This window comes from Collimonas sp. GW821-FHT07E08, assembly GCF_059418905.1.
The window spans coordinates 12,925-30,993 of sequence record NZ_JBWKQR010000025.1 but is presented as its reverse complement, the minus strand read 5'-3'; the positions used below and the strand labels follow the sequence as shown (position 1 = coordinate 30,993).

The window sequence follows — 18,069 nt, the reverse complement described above, 5'->3', positions numbered from 1 at the left end:
GGATTATTGTTTGCCAACAGAAGGAAAATGTTGCGGCTCCGCTATCCTCGCAAATTCTTCATCTGGCCGGATACTTCGCTTGTTGCTTAATTAATAACTCTAGAGAAAGTCAGGCAAGCCTGCAGTTCACGCCGCCATGGCAACACGGCATAATACGGCCATGGAACAACAAATTCTCGAAATCGACATCGCCGACTGGCAGGTCAGCACCCCGAACTCGGCCTGGATTTCCGCGCTTGAGGCCGGAAAAGTCCTGTATTTCCCTCATCTCAGCTTCAGCTTCACGGCCGACGAACGGCGCTTCCTGACGCCGGCGATCCGCGATCCCAAGAGCCGCAATATCAGCCTGGACGCCAACGGCAAGCTGAAGGGAGCGCTGGGCGACGCCGCCGATCAAGAGGCATTGGCCAGCATGATCGGACGTTTCCGGGCGCAAGCGCAGCAGCTGATCCACTCTTTGCTGCCGGCCTATGCCGACAGCCGCAGCGAATTGCGCATGGCGCCCACCAGCTATCGGCCGATGCAGGTGGAAACCCGCGCGCAGTCGTGGCGTGCCGATGACCGCCGCCTGCACGTCGACGCCTTTCCGTCGCGCCCTAATTACGGTGAGCGCATCTTGCGCGTATTCGCCAACGTCAATCCGGACGGCGTGCCGCGCATATGGCGTGTCGGCGAGCCTTTTGAAGATGTGGCGCAACGTTTTTTGCCTAAGGTAAAAGCTTATTCGCGCTGGCAAGCGCAGGTGTTGAATGCCTTGCATGTCACCAAGTCGCTGCGCAGCGAATACGATCACCTGATGCTGCAGCTGCATGACGCCATGAAGTCGGATCCGGCCTATCAGAAAGACGGCCCGCAGGTGACGCAGCCGTTTGCCGCCGGCTCGGTATGGGTATGTTTTTCCGACCAGACGCCGCATGCGGTGATGGCTGGCCAATACATGATGGAGCAGACCTTGCACCTGCCGGCAGCCAAGCAATACGATCCCGGCGCCAGCCCGCTGGCGATCCTGCGCCGCCTGACTGGCCGTGCGCTGACCGAATGAAGGCTGCATCGGGTTTTGACGCGGGGCGGGCCTGGCGTATCCGCCTGCTTTATTCTGCGGTATGGTGGCTGGCAATGCCCCTGGTATTGCTGCGTTTATGGCGCCGCGGCAGCAAGGAGCCGGGCTACCGCCAGCACGTGGCGGAGCGCATCGGCTTTTACCCGCCCGTCGCGCCGGCGCTGGCGTCGCGCAAATTTCTTTGGGTGCATGCGGTCTCGGTAGGTGAAACGCGCGCTGCCGAACCCTTGATTGCGGCGCTGCTCGATGCCTATCCGGAACATGCGGTCCTGCTGACGCACATGACCGCGACCGGCCGCGCCACAGGACAAGCCTTGTTCGGCAAATCGCCGCGTGTGCTGCAATGTTTTCTTCCTTACGATACCGGCTGGATGGCCGGGCGTTTCCTGCGCCATTTTTCGCCGGTAGTGTGCGTGCTGATGGAAACCGAAGTGTGGCCGAACCTGATCGTCCAGTGCGCGCGCCGCAAGGTGCCGGTGGTGCTGGCCAATGCGCGCCTGTCGGAGCGCTCCCTGCGCCGCGGCAAGCGCTTTTCCACCTTGATGACCGAAGCTGCCAGCGGCATGTCTTGTGTCGGTGCGCAGACCGAAGCGGATGCCGCACGCTTGCGGCAACTCGGCGGCGACAATGTGCAGGTGACCGGCAACCTGAAATTCGACGTCACGCCGGCTCCGGCCTTGCTGGCTGTCGGCGCCGCAATGCGGGAGCAGATCGGCAGCCGCCCGGTGCTGCTGTGCGCCAGCACACGCGACGGCGAAGAGGAACTGATCCTGGAAGCCTTGTACAAGCGGAGCCAGGACGCTGCCTATGCCGATTTGCTGGCCATCATCGTCCCGCGCCATCCGCAGCGTTTCGACGAAGTGGCCGCCATGGCCACAGCGAAGGGCTTGCCGCCGCTGCGCCGCACCCGCCTCGGCGCGCAGCCGGTGCCGCCGCAGGTGAAGGTGCTGGTCGGCGATTCGATGGGAGAAATGTTCGCCTATTACGCAGCTTGCGACGTGGCGTTCATCGGCGGCAGCCTGTTGCCGATGGGCGGGCAAAACCTGATCGAGGCATTTGCGGTCGGCAAGCCGGTCTTGATCGGACCCCATACTTTCAATTTTTCAGACATCACCGAGCAGGCTATTGCCGCCGGCGCAGCGCAACGGGTGAGCGACGTCGGCCAGATGCTGGACACCGCCTTGCAATTATTGCAGGCCGGCCCGCAACGCCAGGCGATGGGCGAACGAGCCATCCATTTCGCGCAGCTGCATCGAGGCGCCACCGCGCGCACCATGGCTTTGCTGGCGCCGTTTATCTGACCTTGCCTGCCACCATGCATGCATCTTTTATCGTCATCAAAGTGGTCAGCGCGCTGCTGCTCCTGCCAACCAACCTGATCTTGCTGTGTATTGCGGGCATGCTGCTGCGGCGCGCTTTCCCGCGCATCGGCATGGCGGTCAGCCTGGGGTCATTGCTGTTGCTGGCAGTGCTCAGCAGCAAGACCGGGGCTTTGTTGCTGGTGGCGCCGCTGGAGCAGCGTGCTTTGCCGCTGGCGGCGGGCGCAGCCGACGGCGCGCAGGCCATCGTCATACTGGGTGGGGGCAGGCTGGCAAATGCGCCGGAATACGATGGCGGCGATACGCCAAACTATTGGACCCTGGCGCGCTTGCGTTACGGCGCCAAATTGCAGCGCCAGACCGGGCTGCCGATACTGCTGTCGGGCGGTACGCCTGACGGCTCCAGGATGTCGGAGGCGGCCGTCATGGCCAAAAGCCTGAGGGACGATTTTGCGACGCCGGTAAAATGGCTTGAAGAGGCATCTGACGACACCAAGCAAAATGCAAAATTCTCCGCCGAGATTTTACGGCAAGCGAAAGTCCAAAAGATCATTCTGGTGACTGATGCCGTGCATATGCCCCGCGCTCAATTGTTGTTTGCTCAAACGGGACTGCAGGTGGTTGCAGCCCCAACCGTATTCCTCAGCCGGGACCGATTTACCCTGCTAAGTTTCTTGCCGTCTGGTGAAGGCATGCGTTACAGCGGATATGCGTTGCACGAATGGCTGGGGTTGTTTTGGTAGGGAAGGGCAGGATTTTTCCGGGCAAATCGGAACTGTGCAACCTCGCACCAGCTCAAATTTTGGAAAAGCAATCGGATTTGTAAGGGTTTGTACCGATTTGTAAGTTATTGATTTATATAGGGCGTTTTAATGACATGACGAACTCAAGTTTGCTATCCTTCGCTATTTCGCGAAAAAAGCAGCCTCAAGAGCCTGCGTTCCAACATGTGCTTTTTTACAAATTCCGCTCGATTGAGTTTCTATCCTTGAAGCTTGATGATGCCTATATTATAAGTCAGTAAGGATTGCAATTGAGTATCAACACATCTTGTAACTCTGTTTCAGATAATGTTCTCAATACCAATGCCGTGCATGTGGCCTTTGGTGTTGACACTAATTATTTTCGAGGCATGGGTGTCAATATTACCTCTATTGTTAAAAACAATCCTGATGTGGTTTTCATTTTCCATGTCTTTGCTTTTTCGATTACCGACGACAGCCGGCGCCGGTTGCAGGAATTGGAAACCAGCCACAATATTTCCATAGTAATTCATATCCTGCACACGGATATATTGTCCGAATTCTCTCAATTCCCCTGTTTTTCGCAACACCCGCTTGGTACATTTATCCGGATTTTGATCCCCAATCTAATGCAAGGGATAGCCGGCAAGGTCCTGTATCTTGACGCGGACATCTTGTGCATGGGGAAAATTGACGAGTTATTGCAGGTTGAAATGAACGACTGCATTGCCGCAGTCGTACACGATGAGCTTGAAACTACGGTGAAGACGCAGGTTGCGGCATTACATCTGCAGCATCATGAATATTTCAATGCTGGCGTAATGTACATTGACGTCAATAATTGGGCTGCGAACGATACGCAAAACAAGGCGCTCACGGTTCTTTCAACCCAAGAATTGCGTTTCGCCGACCAGGATGCGTTGAATGTCGTGCTCAATGGACGTGCAAAATACATTGATGACAAATGGAATTACCGCTATCACCTGGTGGATTTTCTCAGCAAGGGCGGCACGCGCTTGAATGTGACCAAGCCGTTTGTGTTCATGCATTTCACAGGCCCGGTAAAGCCTTGGCAATCCTGGTGCCTGCACGAAGCCAGGTCGATATTCGTCGAATACCAGTCAATGTCTTCCTGGGCCGACATGCCGCTGGACCCGCCGAAAAGTGTCAGGGAATTAAAGTTGTTCTCGAAATTCCTGATCAAGCAGCACAGGATCGTTGAGGGAATCGGATGGCACGCAAAATATCTATGGCTAAGATTCATGAATAATGTAAAAAAATACACTTGACCATAAATATCCTGTTTGTGCCTTCATGCGTGTTTTTAGGAAACTAAAATAGCATTAATTTGAAACCGGATCTAAATTTCAGTTGTCGGAATAATATGGCGATGTATTTATTTCTAAGCGCTATAACATTTGCAAATCGGAGAAATACTTGCGTTACGTGAAATTGTTGATTGCTTCCATCGTCATAGCTTTTTATACATTGGCATTGGTTGTAGATCGTGCGGCCGGTGTGCTTTTTGCCTTATTGTTATTATGCAGCCTGATTTTGCTTGCCTCCAGAAGATATCCGGACGATAAATCATTTGGCCAGGTGATGAAAGGCTATTGGCCGCTTTGCCTGGCAATGTGCGCTCCTTTAGTTGCGGTATTTGCTAACCAGCTTGCATCCGGTCACTTCGCGGGCAGGACTTATGACCCGCTACTTCGGCTTGCGGTGTTTGCCTTGATTTTCTGGATTCTCTCGTTCTTGCCGATCAGGTACATGAAACATGTGCAATGGGCCCTGGTCATAGGCGCATTTCTGGCGGTTGTCAAAATCTATATCCTTACGGACGGCGGAGCCACGCGTTACGGAACGGATTTCATTCCCATCATAATTTTTTCCGAAATGGCCCTGTTGCTGGGGGTATTCTCGGTATTTTCGATCGCGTGGAACAAGCCTGGCAATAAGCTGGCCATATTATTCAAAATTGCAGCGCTGTGTACCGGTTTGTATGTCGCCTATCTATCGCAATCGCGCGGGGTCTGGCTTACGATACCGGTTTTTATTGCGCTTGCCTGCCTGGTAACCAAAAACATCCGCACCAGTTATAAATTATCTGTCATAGTTTTTTTTGTAATATTAATTGGCGCCGTTTCCCACTATGGCCAAATTGTAAAAGAGCGGGTATCTGTTGCTGAAAGCGATATGACCCAGTATTCCGGGGGTGAAAATGTCGACACTTCTCTTGGCATCCGTCTTCAGCTATGGCGAGGATCCTGGGTGCTGTTTAGAGAACATCCAATTTTCGGAGTCGGGGTAGAAGGATTCCCGAAAGCGTTGGAAGAATTGTCGGAGAGAAATGTCATTACGCCGGTCGCAGCAGGCTTTCCGCATTCACATAATGAAATATTATTCATGATGTCCCGGCTGGGATTGTTCGGGCTGTTTGCATTATTGGCATTATATTTTGTGCCGGCATATTATTTTTTACGCGATATACGCAATGATGACCATGAGGTTCGATATACGGCCGGGATGGGAGTAGCGCTCTGCCTTGGTTTTATTGTCCTGGGGCTGGTGGATGTTATATTTTTATGGTGGGAAATCTATCCTTACTATGCCTTGAGCATTGCATTTTTCCTGACGTATATCATCAAGCGTAAAAAAATCCTGGCGGAGGGGCAGCTACCTTAATCTGCCCGGATTCATATACCGTCTGGATTCATGTTTTGCCAGCGCCATGAGTCGCTGCATATGACATCCAGCCCTCGTGTGGCCCGCCAGTCGAGGATGTCCGAGGCTAAAGACGGATCTGCGTAGTAGGCGGCAACGTCACCCGAGCGTCTTGGCACAATTTCATAGGGAATCGGGCGTCCGCATGCTTTTTCATAGGCATGAATTACCTCAAGGACGCTGATCCCATGCCCAGCGCCAAGATTCACGGTGAACGATCCATTGCCGGAAGCATCGTCATCAAGCAGATGCGATACCGCCGATACATGCCCCTCGGCCAGGTCCATTACATGGATATAGTCGCGCACGCCGGTGCCGTCCGGAGTAGGGTAATCGCCGCCGTATATGCGTAATTTCTCCCGTTTTCCCACCGCAACCTGCGCAACATAAGGCATTAAATTGTTTGGAACGCCGCGCGGATTTTCACCGATCAACCCGCTCTTGTGTGCGCCGACCGGGTTGAAATAGCGCAAATATCCTATTTTCCAGTCACGATCCGAATGTTCGAGATCTCGCAGGATTTGCTCGCCCATCAATTTTGTCTGGCCATATGGGCTGGTCGTCCGTAAAGGCGCGTCCTCTTTGATCGGTACTGAATCGGGGTCGCCGTAGACCGTGGCCGATGAGCTGAATACCAGGGTTTTCACGCTATGCCGTGCCATCACCGAACATAAATTCAACAAGCCGTTCAAATTGGTGTCGTAGTAGGTCAATGGCTTTGCTACCGATTCTCCCACTGCCTTCAATGCGGCAAAATGAATGGCTGCGTCGATTTTATGCTGCCGGAAAATGGAGTCGAGCAGGGATTCATCCCGTACGTCGCCTTCAATAAAATTCAGTGTTGACTGGGTAATCGCAGAAATGCGCCCAATCACTTCCATGCTGCTGTTGCAGAAATTATCCAGGCCGATCACGTTATACCCGGCCTCAAGCAGGGCGCACCAGGTATGAGAGCCAATATATCCGGTGGCTCCGGTCAGGATGATGGTTTTCTTCATGGGGAATCTATTTCAATCCATATTGGGGGCAGACACAAACTGTAATGGTAAAAAAAACGCCGCACAAGTGCGGCGTTTTGCGTAACTCCAGCCTGGGACGGTTATTTCGTCGCCGCCACCACGGTATTTTCATTCAAACCGCCACCCAGCGACCGGTACAGGTCGATCGCATTGTTCAGGCGCAGCTGCCGCGTCTGGATCAGGGACTGCTGCGCCGAGAACAGGTCGCGCTGCGCATTCAGGCGGTCGGTCGAACTGGCGATGCCGTTCTTGTAGCGCAGTTCGGTCAACTTCACCCGCTGTTCCTGCGCCTTGAGGAAGGCATCCTGGGCTGCCAGCTGTTCTTCCAGCGTGCCGCGGGCAACCAGCGCATCGGCTACTTCCCGGAATGCGCTTTGGATGGTTTTCTCGTAGCTGGCAATCGCCAGGTTCTTGCGGATCTCGCTCAGCGACAGGTTGGCGCGGTTGCGGCCGCCCTCGAAAATCGGCAGCGTCAGCTGCGGCACGAACGACCAGGTGCGGCTGCCGGCCGAGAACAGGCTGCCCAGCGATGTGCTCGCATTGCCGATTCCCGCCGTCAATGAGATGGTCGGGAAGAAGGCGGCGCGCGCTGCACCGATATTGGCGTTGGCGGAACGCAGCTGCTGCTCCGCTTCACGGATATCGGGACGGCGGTTCAACAGATCGGAAGGCAAGCCGGCCGGGATCTCGGTGACGATTTGCTCATCCGACAGCGATTGCGGCGCGGGCAAGTCGCCTAACGGCTTGCCGACCAGGAGAACCAAGGCGTTGGTAGCCTGGCCGCGCTGGCGCACCAGCGTTGTCAGCGATACGCGGGCAGACTGCACCAGCGTTTCGGAGTTGCGCAGGTCGAGTTCCGACGAGGCGCCGACATCAAAACGCATCTTGTCCAGCTTGTAGTCGTCCAGGCGGCTGTCCAGGGTCTGCTGCGCCAGCCTTTGCTGCTCGGCATACGACTGCTCGGTCAGGTAAGCCTGGGCAACTTGCGAGATCAGGCTGATCTGCGCCGCCTGGCGTGCTTCTTCGGTCGCCAGGTAGCTCGCCAGGGCGGCATCTTTCAAGCTGCGCACGCGGCCGAAAAAGTCCAGCTCGAACGAGGTCATGTTCAAGCCAACCTGGTAGACGTTGCCAACCGCATTCTGGCCTGGCACCAGCTGGTACGTGGCGGTACGGCCGCGGGTGCGGCTGAAATTGCCGTCGAAGTGAGGCAAGGCGTCGGCCGCCGTGATGTCGTACTGCGCGCGCGCCTGCTCGATGTTCAAGGCAGCAGTGCGCAGGTCACGGTTGTTTTCAAGCGCCGAGGCGATCAGCGCTTGCAGCCGCTGGTCCGGGAAAAACTGGCGCCAGCCGAGCGCCACCGCATCCAGCTGCGCCTGGCCGTCGGCGGCAGCCGGATAGCTGCCGGCCACCGGCGCTTCCGGCCGTACATAAGTCGGCGCCATGGTGCAGCCGGACAAGGCCCCTGCCAGCAGCAGGGCGCCCGTCAGTTGCTTGGGTAATAAATTAAACATGCTGATTCTCCACATCTATTTTCTTGTTGGCCGCATGCAATTTCCGTTGGCGTTCGCTGCCTTTGAAAAATTTGCGCACCACCACGAAGAACACCGGCACCAGGAACACCGCCAGCACAGTCGCTGTGATCATGCCGCCCATGACGCCGGTACCGATCGCACGCTGGCTGCCGGAACCGGCGCCGGTCTTGATTGCCAGCGGCAGCACGCCGAGGATGAACGCGAATGAAGTCATCAGGATCGGACGGAACCGCAGGTGCACCGCTTCCAGCGTTGCTTCAATCAGGCCCTTGCCTTCAGCCTGCAGGTCTTTCGCGAATTCGATAATCAGAATCGCATTCTTCGCCGACAAGCCGACCACGGTAATCATCCCGACCTTGAAGTACACGTCGTTCGGCATGGCGCGCAAGGTAACGCCCAGCAGCGCGCCGAGGATACCGAGCGGCACCACCAGCATCACAGCCAGCGGGATCGAAGTGCTTTCATACAATGCCGCCAGCACCAGGAATACGGCGATCAGCGACAGCAGGTACAGCATCGGCGCTTGCGAACCGGATGTCTTTTCTTCCAGCGACTGGCCGGTCCACTCGAAGCCGAAGCCAGGAGGCAATTTGGCAGTCAGCGCTTCCATTTCATCCATCGCTTCGCCGGTGCTATGGCCAGGCGCCGCACCACCGGAAATCTTCATCGCCGGATAACCGTTATAGCGCGACAGCTGTACCGGGCCCTTGATCCAGTGCGAGGTGGTGAATGACGAGAACGGCACCATGGTTCCTTGCGTGTTCTTGACATACAGCCTGGCCAGGTCTTCCTGTTGCAGCCGCTGCGGCGCGTCGGCTTGCACGATCACCCGCTGCTGACGGCCCTGGTTCGGGAAGTCGTTCACATAGGAGGAACCGAGCGCGGTCGACAGCGTGCTGTTGATGGCGCTGAACGATACGCCCAGGGCATTGGCCTTGTCGCGGTCGATATCCAGTTGCACCTGCGGCGAATCTTCCAGGCCTTCCGGACGGACGCCAGCCAGGATCTTGCTTTGCGAAGCCATGCCCAGGATCTGGTTACGCGCCGCGGTCAGCGCAGCGTGGCCTTGGCCCGAACGGTCTTGCAGGCGGAAGGTAAAGCCGGTGGCGTTACCCAGTTCCGGGATCGGTGGCGGGTTCAGCGGATAGACGATGGCGTCCTTGATCTGCGAGAACACGCCGAACGCCTTGCCGGCGATCGCGTCGGCAGATTCAGCCGGACCACGTTCGCTCCAGTCCTTCAGCGGCGTAAACACCAGGCCGGCATTCTGGCCGTTGCCGGAGAAGCTGAAGCCGGTGATTGCCACCACATTGGCCACGGCAGGCAGGCTCGCGTAATACTTTTCGATCTGCTTGATGACTTCCAATGTACGGTTGCTGCTGGCGCCGGCAGGCAATTGCACGTTCGTGATGATGTAGCCTTGGTCTTCGGCCGGCAGGAACGAAGCCGGCAAGCGCATGTACAGCACGCCCACGCACACCAGGATGGCTGCATAAACGAGCAGGTAACGGCCGGTCTTGGTCAGCATCTTGGCGATCACGCCCTGGTAGCCGTTGGTGGTCGCGTTGAATTTGCGGTTGAACCAGCCGAAGAAACCCTTCTTCTCGTGGTGATGTCCAGCTTCCACCGGCTTCAGGATGGTGGCGCACAGCGCTGGCGTCAGCGTGAATGCCATCAGCACCGAGAACACCATCGAAGCGACCATCGACAGCGAGAACTGGCGGTAAATCGCGCCAACCGCGCCGCTGAAGAACGCCATCGGGATGAATACCGCGATCAGCACCAGGGTGATACCGATCAACGCGCCGGTGATCTGGCCCATCGCCTTGCGGGTTGCATCGCGCGGCGACAAGCCTTCTTCGCTCATGATGCGCTCGACGTTTTCCACCACCACGATCGCATCGTCGATCAGGATACCGATCGCCAGCACCATGCCGAACATGGTCAGGACGTTGATCGAGAAGCCGAACAGCAGCAGCGTGGCGAAAGTACCCATCAGGGCCACCGGCACGACTACGGTCGGGATCAGGGTGTAGCGGATGTTTTGCAGGAACAGGTACATCACCAGGAACACCAGGATGATCGCTTCCACCAGGGTCTTGACCACTTCTTCAATCGAAATCTTGACGAATTTCGAGGTGTCGTAAGGGATCGTGTATTTGACGCCGGCCGGGAAGTACTTGGACAGCTCTGCCATCTTGGCGTGGACTGCGGTGGCAGTGCCCAGCGCATTGGCGGTCGGCGACAGCTGCACGCCGACGAACGATGTCGGCTTGCCGTCGAGACGGCCGGCAGTTGCATACGACTGGCCGCCGATTTCGATGCGAGCGACATCGCGCAGGCGCACGATCGAGCCGTCCGAATTGGCGCGCAGCTGGATATTGCCGAACTGTTCAACGGTATTCAGCTGGCCGGTTGCTACCACGGTCGCGGAAATCTGCTGTGTACCAGGGCTAGGCAAATCGCCCAGCGTACCGCCGGCGACCAGCGCGTTTTGCGCGTTGATCGCGGCTGTCACGTCGGCTGGCGTCAGGCTCAGGCCAACCAGCTTGACCGGGTCGATCCAGATCCGCATGGCGCGTTCGGTACCGAACAGCTGCGCCTGGCCGACGCCTGGCACCCGCTTGATTTCGTTGAGCACGTTACGCGACAGGTAATCGCCCAGCGCGATCGGATCGAGCTTGCCGTCGGTCGATGACAAGCCGATGAACATCAGGAAGTTGCTGCGCGATTTGGTGACTTGCACACCATTCTGCGTAACCACCGCAGGCAGCCGCGCTTCAACCCGCTTCAAGCGGTTCTGTACGTCCACCGCTGCCAGGTCGGCGTTGGTTTCCGGGGTAAAGGTAACGGTGATGGATACCGAACCGTCGGCCTGGCTTTGCGACTCGATGTACTGCAAGCCGTCGGCGCCGTTCATTTCCTGTTCGATCAGGCTGGTGACGCTATCATCAATGGTTTGCGCGGTCGCGCCGGGATACGAGGCGCTAACGACAATCGTTGGCGGTGCAATCGAAGGATACTGCGCCACCGGCAATTGCGTGATCGCCAAAGCACCCCCGAGCAGGATGAAGATGGCGAGCACCCACGCAAATACGGGGCGGTCGATGAAAAACTTGCCCATTAATAGGCTCCTTATTTAGCGGTAGATGTAGCAGCCGAGGCAGCAGCTGCGGTGCTGGCGCTGGCGCCGGCAGCTGCAGCGGGTGCGGCTGTAGCTGCCGGAGCAGCATTAGGCTTCCATGGCGACGGATTGACCGGCGCGCCTGGTTTTACCTTTTGCAAGCCATCAACGATTACCTTGTCGCCGGCTTTCAGGCCTTCGGTAACGATCCATTTGTCGCCTTGCGCGACATCGGCGGTTACCGGCCGTACGGCCACTTTATTGTCAGCACCGATCACGAACACCGAAGCGCCGTTGAGGTCGCGCTGGACTGCCTGTTGCGGCACGGTCAGGGCGGAGGCGTTGACTGCCTGCTCGAGCCTGGCGCGTACATACATGCCAGGCAACAGGCTGCGGTCCGGGTTAGGGAATTCAGCGCGCAGGGTGACCGAACCGGTGTTGGCGTCGACCGTCAGGTCGGAAAACAGCAGCTTACCGGTTTGCGGGTAGGTGCGGCCGTCTTCAGTCACCAGGGTGACCTTGGCTTGGCCGGCGCCGGCGCTTTCCAGCTGGCCGCTCTTCATTGCCTGCTGCAATTTGAGGATGTCGGTGCTGGACTGGGTCAGGTTGACGTAGATCGGATCGATCTGCTGCACCACTGCCAGCTGGGTCACTTCACCCTGGCCGACCAGTGCGCCTTCGGTCACCAGCGCCTTGCCGATGCGGCCGGAAATTGGCGAGGTCACGGTGGCGTAGCCGAGGTTGAGGCTGGCGGTCTGGCGTGCTGCCTTGGCGGATGCAACGTCAGCGGCAGCTTGCTTCTGGGTGGCGACAGTGTCGTCGTAATCCTGCTTGCTGACGGCATTGACGTCCACCAGCGGCTTGTAGCGCTGTGCCTTCAGGGTCGCGGTAGTCAGGTTTGCTTCGGCCTTGGCCAAGGTCGCCTGCGCACTGTCGTAAGCGGCTTGCAGCGGCGCCGGATCGATCTGGTACAGGGTCTGGCCTGCCTTTACGTCGCTGCCTTCGCGGAAATTCCGCTTGAGCACGATGCCGGCTGCCCGCGCGCCGATCTGGGCGATGCGGGTTGCTTCCAGCCGACCTGGCAATTCCGTGGTGAGAGCAAGGCGTTCTGGGGCGATGGTGACGAATGAAACACCGGCTGGCGGTTGCGCTTGGGCCTCCGGCTTCTTGCCGCAGGCGGCAACTGCGGACAGGAGCGCGATAGCCAGGGTGATACGCGTGAGACGACTGATAGAGCTAACTGAATTCATAAAATTCTCGCACGGTAATTGAGGAAAGACTGCAGATCTGACAGGTGACTCTATTTCTGGAATTGACATAGGATATATAAGTAATTGCTTTGTTGCACCGGATGCCTTGCCAGAAAGCGGGTGGAACAGCCGGAATCCTGCTATTATACATACATTCACGAATGTATGTGTTATGTCTGTATTGCTAATAAATTATTTGCTGCGAGCGCACAAAATATCGTAACAGTTTGGAGGTCGGCTTAAAATGGCTAGAAGTACAAAAGAAGAAGCACTGGAAACGCGGAGCCGCATCCTGGATGCGGCAGCGGAGGTGTTTCACCAGCACGGCGTAGCGCGCACCACGCTGGCCGACGTCGCCAGCGCCGCTGACGTGACGCGCGGAGCTATCTATTGGCACTTCAAGAACAAGAGCGATTTATTCGATGCCATGTGTGAGCGGGTGCGCCTGCCGATGGAAGCGATGATCGAAAAGACCGCCGACGAAAATGCGCATGATCCCCTGAACCAGTTTCGCAACAGGTGTTTATTCACTTTGCAGGAAGCGACGCTCAATCCGCAGTCGCGCAAGATTTTTGAAATTGTCCTGCACAAGTGCGAGCTGGTGGATCCGGAAGATCCTATCTATATCCGCCAGCATGAATGTTTCTTGCAGGGCCGTACCGACATAGAACGCTTGCTGCGGTTCGCGATTGCAAAAGGTCAGCTGCCGCGTGAGCTGGATCCGGTGATGGCCGCGGTCATGGTGCAAGGACTGCTGTTCGGCATCCTGAGCAACTGGACCTTCAGTCCGCACAGCTTTGATCTCGCCGACAATGTTTCAAAGGTAGTCGACAACTGCATCCACATGTTCAAGACATCGCCGTTCATGCTGAAAAACAACGATGCCTGATCCCGGTGCGCAGTTCCCGGGCCCCTCAAGAATCCATTCAATATACAGCCGGCGTCAATAATGCGTTGATCTGCTGCAGGTCTTCTTCTTTCAAGGTGCCGACCGCTGACTTGAGTTTCAGGCTGTTCATCAGCGTATCGTAACGCGCCTTGGCCAAATCCCTGCGGGTAGAGAACAGTTGCTGCTGCGCGTTCAGCACATCGATATTGATGCGGACGCCAACCTGGTAACCCAGCCGGTTGGAGTCCAGCGACGACTGGCTGGAAATCTCCGCCGCTTCATACGCCTTGATCTGGGCCAGGCCGCTGTTGACCCCCAGGTAAGCCTGGCGTGCGTTCAACGCTGCGTTCCGGCGCGCGCTCTCCAGGTCCGAGCGCGCCTTGTCTTCCAATGCCACCGCTTGCCGCACGCTGCTGTTGACCGCGCCGCCGGCATACAGCGGGATGGTCCACTGCACGCCGATCGAGTTGTTCATCTGCGAAATGTTATAAAAAGGAATCGGGCTGCCGCTGACATCGGAGTGCGCGCGGCTGGCCACCAGGTCGACTGTCGGCAGATGGCCGGCACGGTTTTTCTTGATTTCGTATTTGGCGCTATCGAGCGCAATTTGCTGGCTTACCACGCCGAAATTCTGCTCCTCGGCGCTGCTGACCCAGCTCTCGATCGCCGCCGGCTGCGGCGCGCTCAGCTGGACGCCGGGACGCAGGGTCGCCAGCGGCGCCGGCGGCTTGCCGATGATCTGCTGCAGCACGTTGCGGGCGACTTCCAGGTTATTGCTGGCGGCGATTTCCTGCGCAATCACCAGGTCGTAGCTGGCCTGGGCTTCGTTGGTGTCGGTGATGGTGGCGGTGCCGACTTCAAAGTTGCGCTTGGCGGAGGCCAGCTGCTCGGCAATCGCGCTTTTCTGGGCTTGCAAAGTAGCCAGCACGTCCTGCGCCGTCAGCGTGTCAAAGTAAGCCTGGCTGACGCGCAGCATCAGGTCCTGCACCGCCTGGGCAAACTTCACTTCGCCGGCAGCGACCGACAGCTTGCTTTCCTGGTACTGCTGCCAGTACGCCGGACGGAACAGCGGCTGGGTGAGCTGCAGGCTGTAGTTGTTGGTGATGGTTTTCCAGGATTCCCCGGCGCGGCTGTAGTTGCCGCCGAAGCCGACCACCGGCAGCAGGGCGGCGCGGCCCTGGATGCTGCTTTCATTGCTGGCGCTGAGCGCGTAACGTGCGCTGGTGTATACCGGATCGTTGGCCAACGCTTGCTGATACGTCTGTACCAGATCGACCGCATGTGCATTTGCAGCCAGCAATGCACTTGCGATCAACGAAGCCATAAGGGTATTGCGCATTACACTCTCCGGAACGGTGGCGGCAGGCAGGTGTGGTCGGTCTGGTTCGGTAGGGTCCAGGCCCTAGTAGGTCGGCATGGCCGGATCGACCTGCTGCGCCCAGGCGTGGACGCCGCCGGTCAGGTTGCTGACCGCGGAAAATCCGTGACGCTCGAGAAATGCGGCGACCTGCATGCTGCGCGCGCCATGGTGGCAGATGCAGACGATCGCCTGGTCTTCTTCCAGGTCGTTCAGGCGCGCCGGCACTGTCTGCATCGGCATCAGCTGCGCCGCGGCGATGTGGCAGGTTTCGTATTCCCATGGCTCGCGCACGTCGAGCAGCAGCGGCGCCGGCCGTTGCGGGTCGGCGATCCAGGCGGCCAGTTCTGAAGCAGTGAGATGTTGCATGGGCGGGCTCAGAATTTGAAGTGGGAATGAACGGCAGCTTCGCGCAGCGGCTTGACGTTGGTTTCAAACAAGTGGACCGTGCTGTAGTTGCTGTCCGAAGTGCGGGTAATGATTTGTGCCGACATCACCGGCGCTTCGCCCAGGATGGCGACAATCCGGCCGCCGACGTTGAGCTGCTTGAGGAAGGCGTCCGGCAGCGTCGACAGCGAGCCGGAAATCACGATCACGTCGTAAGTCTTGCTTGCGCCCTGGTCCCAGCCCTGGGCGCCGTTGCCAAGCATTACCTCGACATTGGTGATGCCATAGGCAGCCAGGTTTCTTTCAGCCAGCGCTTTCAGTTCAGGATCGATTTCAACCGTCGTCACATGCCTTGCCTTGTAGCACAGCAGGGCCGCCATATAACCCGAGCCGGCGCCGATTTCCAGCACTTGCTCATGTTTCTTCACGGCAGCTTGCTGCAGCAGGCGCGCTTCGACCTTGGGCGCCAGCATGCTTTCGCCGTTCGGGCCCGGCAGCGGGATCTCGGTATCGGAAAACGCCAGGCTCTTGTAGGCGGCAGGAACGAATTCCTCGCGCCGAACTACCGTCAGCAATTCCAGCACGTCCAGTTCCAGCACGTTCCAAGGGCGAATTTGCTGTTCGATCATATTGAAGCGGGCTTGTTCGATATTCATGGTTAAGGCTCGGTAGTGAAAATAAAGGGCTCATTCTATCAAAGGCCACCCTCAAAACCTTAGGACTCCCGCAAAACTGTCCCAGCGGCGTTACTCCTCCCAGCCTTGCGCCGTACCGTCTTCGTCGTCAGGGGTTCGCAAGCCCGTTGCTGGAACGGTTTTGCGTAAGTCCTGAAGCCACGACGCGCTACGGTTTGCTGAGCAGACCGTGCAGGCAAAGGTCGATAAAACTGTCCAGGTAACTGCCGGCATCCACAGGCTCCACGTGGCAAGGGTTGAGCGGTTGTTGCCACATCATCAGCATGATCACCGGCGCGATCAGCACGTTGGCGGTCTGGCGCACGTCAATCGCACGGAATTCGCCGCGCTCGATGCCACGCTGCAGCATGCGCACGATCATCGCCTCGCCGCGTTCGCTGACTTCTTCACGGTGAAAGGCCGCCAGCTCAGGGAAATTGCCCGATTCGGCCATCAGCAGCTTGGTGATGCCAGCCAGCTTGGTGGCGCCGATGTGCTCCCACCAGCCCAGCAGGATTTCGCGGAACAGGTCGGCGCTGGGCCCCTGGTAGCCGTCGATGATGTCTTCCGCTTCAGCCAGCGCCGGCAGTATGTTTTCACGCACCACCGCCTTGAACAAATCTTCCTTGCTCTCGAAATACAGGTACAAAGTGCCCTTGGAGACGCCGGCCAGGGCAGCGACGTCGCCCAGCCTGGTGGCGGCGAATCCGCGTTCGACGAACAGGTCCAGCGCGGCCGCCAGCAGTTCCTGCGGACGTGCTTCCTTGCGTCTTGCCCAGCGGGGTTTGGAGCTGAAAGGGCAGTTCATGAATCCTTGGTTTCCTCAGTTGCCTACTCGTTACTGACTTAAGAGTCAGTAATGTAAGCGGCAACCGCTGGAGTGTCAAGAAAGGTTGGCGTCTGCACTGGAACTTGAAGGATGCGCGGCGATTGCCGGTAGAATCTGGCCTTCGGTTAAATCGGCATTGTCACAGGTTTCGGATGTTTGCAAAAAATACATGGATTGGCGAGGGCAGGGCATGAGCGCGCAAAGCATCGCTTGCCGTCCCGATTGCGGCGCCTGCTGCACGGCGCCGTCGATCTCGTCGCCGATCCCCGGCATGCCCGGCGGCAAGCCGGCCGGCGTGCGCTGCATCCAGCTGGACCAGGCCAACCTATGCCGGATTTTCGGCAGTCCCGATCGTCCCGCGGTATGCGCCAGCCTTAAGCCGGCGCTGGACATGTGCGGCAATTCCCGCACGCACGCCATGCATTATCTGGCGATGCTGGAACGATTGACTGCGATGTAGGGTCTGTCTGGAGACAGAATAGGGAAAATCCGAATGCAAATGAAAAATTACATGCCTGTTACGAAAATGCCGGCGCTGCTGGTTTTGCTGGCGACGCTGTTGCTGTCTTCCTGTGCGGCCCTGATCGGACCGCGCGATGTCGAATTCCCATTGACCAAACTGCAGCAATCGGTTGACAAGCGCTTGCCGTTCTCCCAGCGTTACCTGGGCCTGTTCGAAATAACCGCCGACAAGGCCCGGCTCAGCTTGCCGCCCGAACAGAACCGCCTGGCCATGACAACCGACGTGGTCCTGACCATGCCGCTGCTGGGCAAGTCGTGGAACGGCAAGATGGCGATCTCGGGCGTGCTGTTCCTGGATAACCCGCATAACGCGGTGACATTGCAGGAGGCAAGGCTGGACAGCCTGGTGCTTGACGGCCTGGACAATACCTACGCTGCCCAAGTTACGCAGATCGGCAACCTGCTGGCGCGCCAGCTGCTGACCAACCTGCCGCTGTACACCTTCAAGCCGGAGGATTTGCGTTATGCCGGCGTCGCTTTCATGCCGACCAGGATCGGCACCCGGGCAGAAAATCTGGTGGTCACGTTTGAACCGGTAAAATAGCCGGCAGGTTTTAAGAAAACACTCGCAACAATACGACTGCCAGGGCGGTATCATTCGCCCGGCGCTTGATTTCCTTTCTCTTACAACTCCCACACT

Annotated in this window: 16 protein-coding genes; 8 read left to right on the top strand and 8 right to left on the bottom strand. The window is 57.7% G+C overall.

Features of this window, described 5'->3' with window-relative positions:
- The first annotated feature begins 160 nt into the window (after positions 1–160).
- The 5 genes from kdoO (at position 161) to AC07RZ_RS22950 (ending at position 5,807) form a co-directional block, all read left to right on the top strand.
- The gene (gene kdoO, locus AC07RZ_RS22970; RefSeq protein ID WP_494669719.1) at positions 161–1,042 is read left to right on the top strand and encodes a Kdo hydroxylase KdoO; all 882 of its coding nucleotides are present in this window, start codon (positions 161–163) and stop codon (positions 1,040–1,042) included.
- A gap of 38 nt (positions 1,043–1,080) precedes the next feature.
- Complete coding sequence (gene waaA / locus AC07RZ_RS22965; protein ID WP_494669727.1) at positions 1,081–2,361, top strand: lipid IV(A) 3-deoxy-D-manno-octulosonic acid transferase; 1,281 nt, start codon at positions 1,081–1,083, stop codon at positions 2,359–2,361.
- Positions 2,362–2,375: 14 nt separating this feature from the next.
- Positions 2,376–3,122, top strand: a complete 747-nt coding sequence (locus AC07RZ_RS22960) for a YdcF family protein (protein ID WP_494669718.1) — start codon at positions 2,376–2,378, stop codon at positions 3,120–3,122.
- Between the two features lie 290 nt (positions 3,123–3,412).
- Positions 3,413–4,411 (top strand): glycosyltransferase family 8 protein, encoded by a 999-nt coding sequence (locus AC07RZ_RS22955; protein ID WP_494669717.1) that lies wholly within the window; start codon positions 3,413–3,415, stop codon positions 4,409–4,411.
- 157 nt (positions 4,412–4,568) lie between these two features.
- A complete protein-coding gene (locus AC07RZ_RS22950) occupies positions 4,569–5,807 on the top strand; it encodes an O-antigen ligase family protein (protein WP_494669726.1) in 1,239 nt (412 codons plus the stop codon).
- A gap of 11 nt (positions 5,808–5,818) precedes the next feature.
- Here AC07RZ_RS22950 and galE read toward each other — a convergent pair whose 3' ends face one another.
- The 4 genes from galE to AC07RZ_RS22930 all read right to left on the bottom strand — a co-directional run bounded on the left by galE (position 5,819) and on the right by AC07RZ_RS22930 (position 12,771).
- Positions 5,819–6,844 carry a UDP-glucose 4-epimerase GalE gene (galE, locus tag AC07RZ_RS22945; protein ID WP_494669716.1) on the bottom strand — a complete coding sequence of 342 codons (1,026 nt, stop codon included), beginning with the start codon at positions 6,842–6,844 and terminating at the stop codon, positions 5,819–5,821.
- 101 nt (positions 6,845–6,945) lie between these two features.
- The gene (locus AC07RZ_RS22940) at positions 6,946–8,376 is read right to left on the bottom strand and encodes an efflux transporter outer membrane subunit (protein WP_494669715.1); all 1,431 of its coding nucleotides are present in this window, start codon (positions 8,374–8,376) and stop codon (positions 6,946–6,948) included.
- Positions 8,369–11,521: an efflux RND transporter permease subunit gene (locus AC07RZ_RS22935; protein WP_494669714.1), complete on the bottom strand. Its 3,153-nt coding sequence runs from the start codon at positions 11,519–11,521 to the stop codon at positions 8,369–8,371. Before AC07RZ_RS22935 ends, AC07RZ_RS22940 begins: the two co-directional genes overlap by 8 nt.
- Positions 11,522–11,532: 11 nt before the next feature.
- On the bottom strand, positions 11,533–12,771 hold the full coding sequence (locus AC07RZ_RS22930; protein WP_494669713.1) for an efflux RND transporter periplasmic adaptor subunit: 1,239 nt from the start codon (positions 12,769–12,771) through the stop codon (positions 11,533–11,535).
- Between the two features lie 244 nt (positions 12,772–13,015).
- On the opposite strand from AC07RZ_RS22930, the gene AC07RZ_RS22925 reads away from it, so the two are divergent.
- Positions 13,016–13,660 carry a TetR family transcriptional regulator gene (locus AC07RZ_RS22925; protein WP_092396790.1) on the top strand — a complete coding sequence of 215 codons (645 nt, stop codon included), beginning with the start codon at positions 13,016–13,018 and terminating at the stop codon, positions 13,658–13,660.
- 37 nt (positions 13,661–13,697) lie between these two features.
- Here the strand turns inward: AC07RZ_RS22925 and AC07RZ_RS22920 are convergent, their stop codons facing one another.
- The 4 genes from AC07RZ_RS22920 to AC07RZ_RS22905 all read right to left on the bottom strand — a co-directional run bounded on the left by AC07RZ_RS22920 (position 13,698) and on the right by AC07RZ_RS22905 (position 16,886).
- On the bottom strand, positions 13,698–14,999 hold the full coding sequence (locus tag AC07RZ_RS22920) for a TolC family outer membrane protein (protein ID WP_494669712.1): 1,302 nt from the start codon (positions 14,997–14,999) through the stop codon (positions 13,698–13,700).
- A 63-nt stretch (positions 15,000–15,062) separates the two neighbouring features.
- Positions 15,063–15,386, bottom strand: coding sequence for a rhodanese-like domain-containing protein (locus AC07RZ_RS22915; protein WP_092396794.1), 324 nt, complete (start codon positions 15,384–15,386; stop codon positions 15,063–15,065).
- A gap of 8 nt (positions 15,387–15,394) precedes the next feature.
- Entirely contained in the window at positions 15,395–16,060 is a 666-nt protein-coding gene (locus AC07RZ_RS22910; RefSeq protein WP_494669711.1) for a protein-L-isoaspartate O-methyltransferase family protein, read from the bottom strand.
- Positions 16,061–16,247: 187 nt separating this feature from the next.
- A complete protein-coding gene (locus AC07RZ_RS22905; protein WP_494669710.1) occupies positions 16,248–16,886 on the bottom strand; it encodes a TetR/AcrR family transcriptional regulator in 639 nt (212 codons plus the stop codon).
- A 211-nt stretch (positions 16,887–17,097) separates the two neighbouring features.
- Between AC07RZ_RS22905 and AC07RZ_RS22900 the strand changes: the two genes are divergently transcribed.
- Together AC07RZ_RS22900 and AC07RZ_RS22895 are read left to right on the top strand one after the other, a co-directional pair.
- Positions 17,098–17,367: a YkgJ family cysteine cluster protein gene (locus AC07RZ_RS22900; protein ID WP_494669709.1), complete on the top strand. Its 270-nt coding sequence runs from the start codon at positions 17,098–17,100 to the stop codon at positions 17,365–17,367.
- 51 nt (positions 17,368–17,418) lie between these two features.
- Entirely contained in the window at positions 17,419–17,973 is a 555-nt protein-coding gene (locus AC07RZ_RS22895; RefSeq protein WP_494669708.1) for a DUF1439 domain-containing protein, read from the top strand.
- The last annotated feature ends 96 nt before the right edge of the window (positions 17,974–18,069 follow it).

Coding starts and splice junctions, on each gene's coding strand:
- kdoO (WP_494669719.1), top strand. CDS start 161: ATGGAACAACAAATTCTCGAAATCGACATCGCCGACTGGCAGGTCAGC.
- AC07RZ_RS22910 (WP_494669711.1), bottom strand. CDS start 16,060: ATGAATATCGAACAAGCCCGCTTCAATATGATCGAACAGCAAATTCGC.
- galE (WP_494669716.1), bottom strand. CDS start 6,844: ATGAAGAAAACCATCATCCTGACCGGAGCCACCGGATATATTGGCTCT.
- AC07RZ_RS22925 (WP_092396790.1), top strand. CDS start 13,016: ATGGCTAGAAGTACAAAAGAAGAAGCACTGGAAACGCGGAGCCGCATC.
- AC07RZ_RS22900 (WP_494669709.1), top strand. CDS start 17,098: ATGAGCGCGCAAAGCATCGCTTGCCGTCCCGATTGCGGCGCCTGCTGC.
- AC07RZ_RS22915 (WP_092396794.1), bottom strand. CDS start 15,386: ATGCAACATCTCACTGCTTCAGAACTGGCCGCCTGGATCGCCGACCCG.
- AC07RZ_RS22930 (WP_494669713.1), bottom strand. CDS start 12,771: ATGAATTCAGTTAGCTCTATCAGTCGTCTCACGCGTATCACCCTGGCT.
- AC07RZ_RS22895 (WP_494669708.1), top strand. CDS start 17,419: ATGCCTGTTACGAAAATGCCGGCGCTGCTGGTTTTGCTGGCGACGCTG.
- AC07RZ_RS22920 (WP_494669712.1), bottom strand. CDS start 14,999: ATGCGCAATACCCTTATGGCTTCGTTGATCGCAAGTGCATTGCTGGCT.
- AC07RZ_RS22960 (WP_494669718.1), top strand. CDS start 2,376: ATGCATGCATCTTTTATCGTCATCAAAGTGGTCAGCGCGCTGCTGCTC.
- AC07RZ_RS22905 (WP_494669710.1), bottom strand. CDS start 16,886: ATGAACTGCCCTTTCAGCTCCAAACCCCGCTGGGCAAGACGCAAGGAA.
- AC07RZ_RS22940 (WP_494669715.1), bottom strand. CDS start 8,376: ATGTTTAATTTATTACCCAAGCAACTGACGGGCGCCCTGCTGCTGGCA.
- AC07RZ_RS22935 (WP_494669714.1), bottom strand. CDS start 11,521: ATGGGCAAGTTTTTCATCGACCGCCCCGTATTTGCGTGGGTGCTCGCC.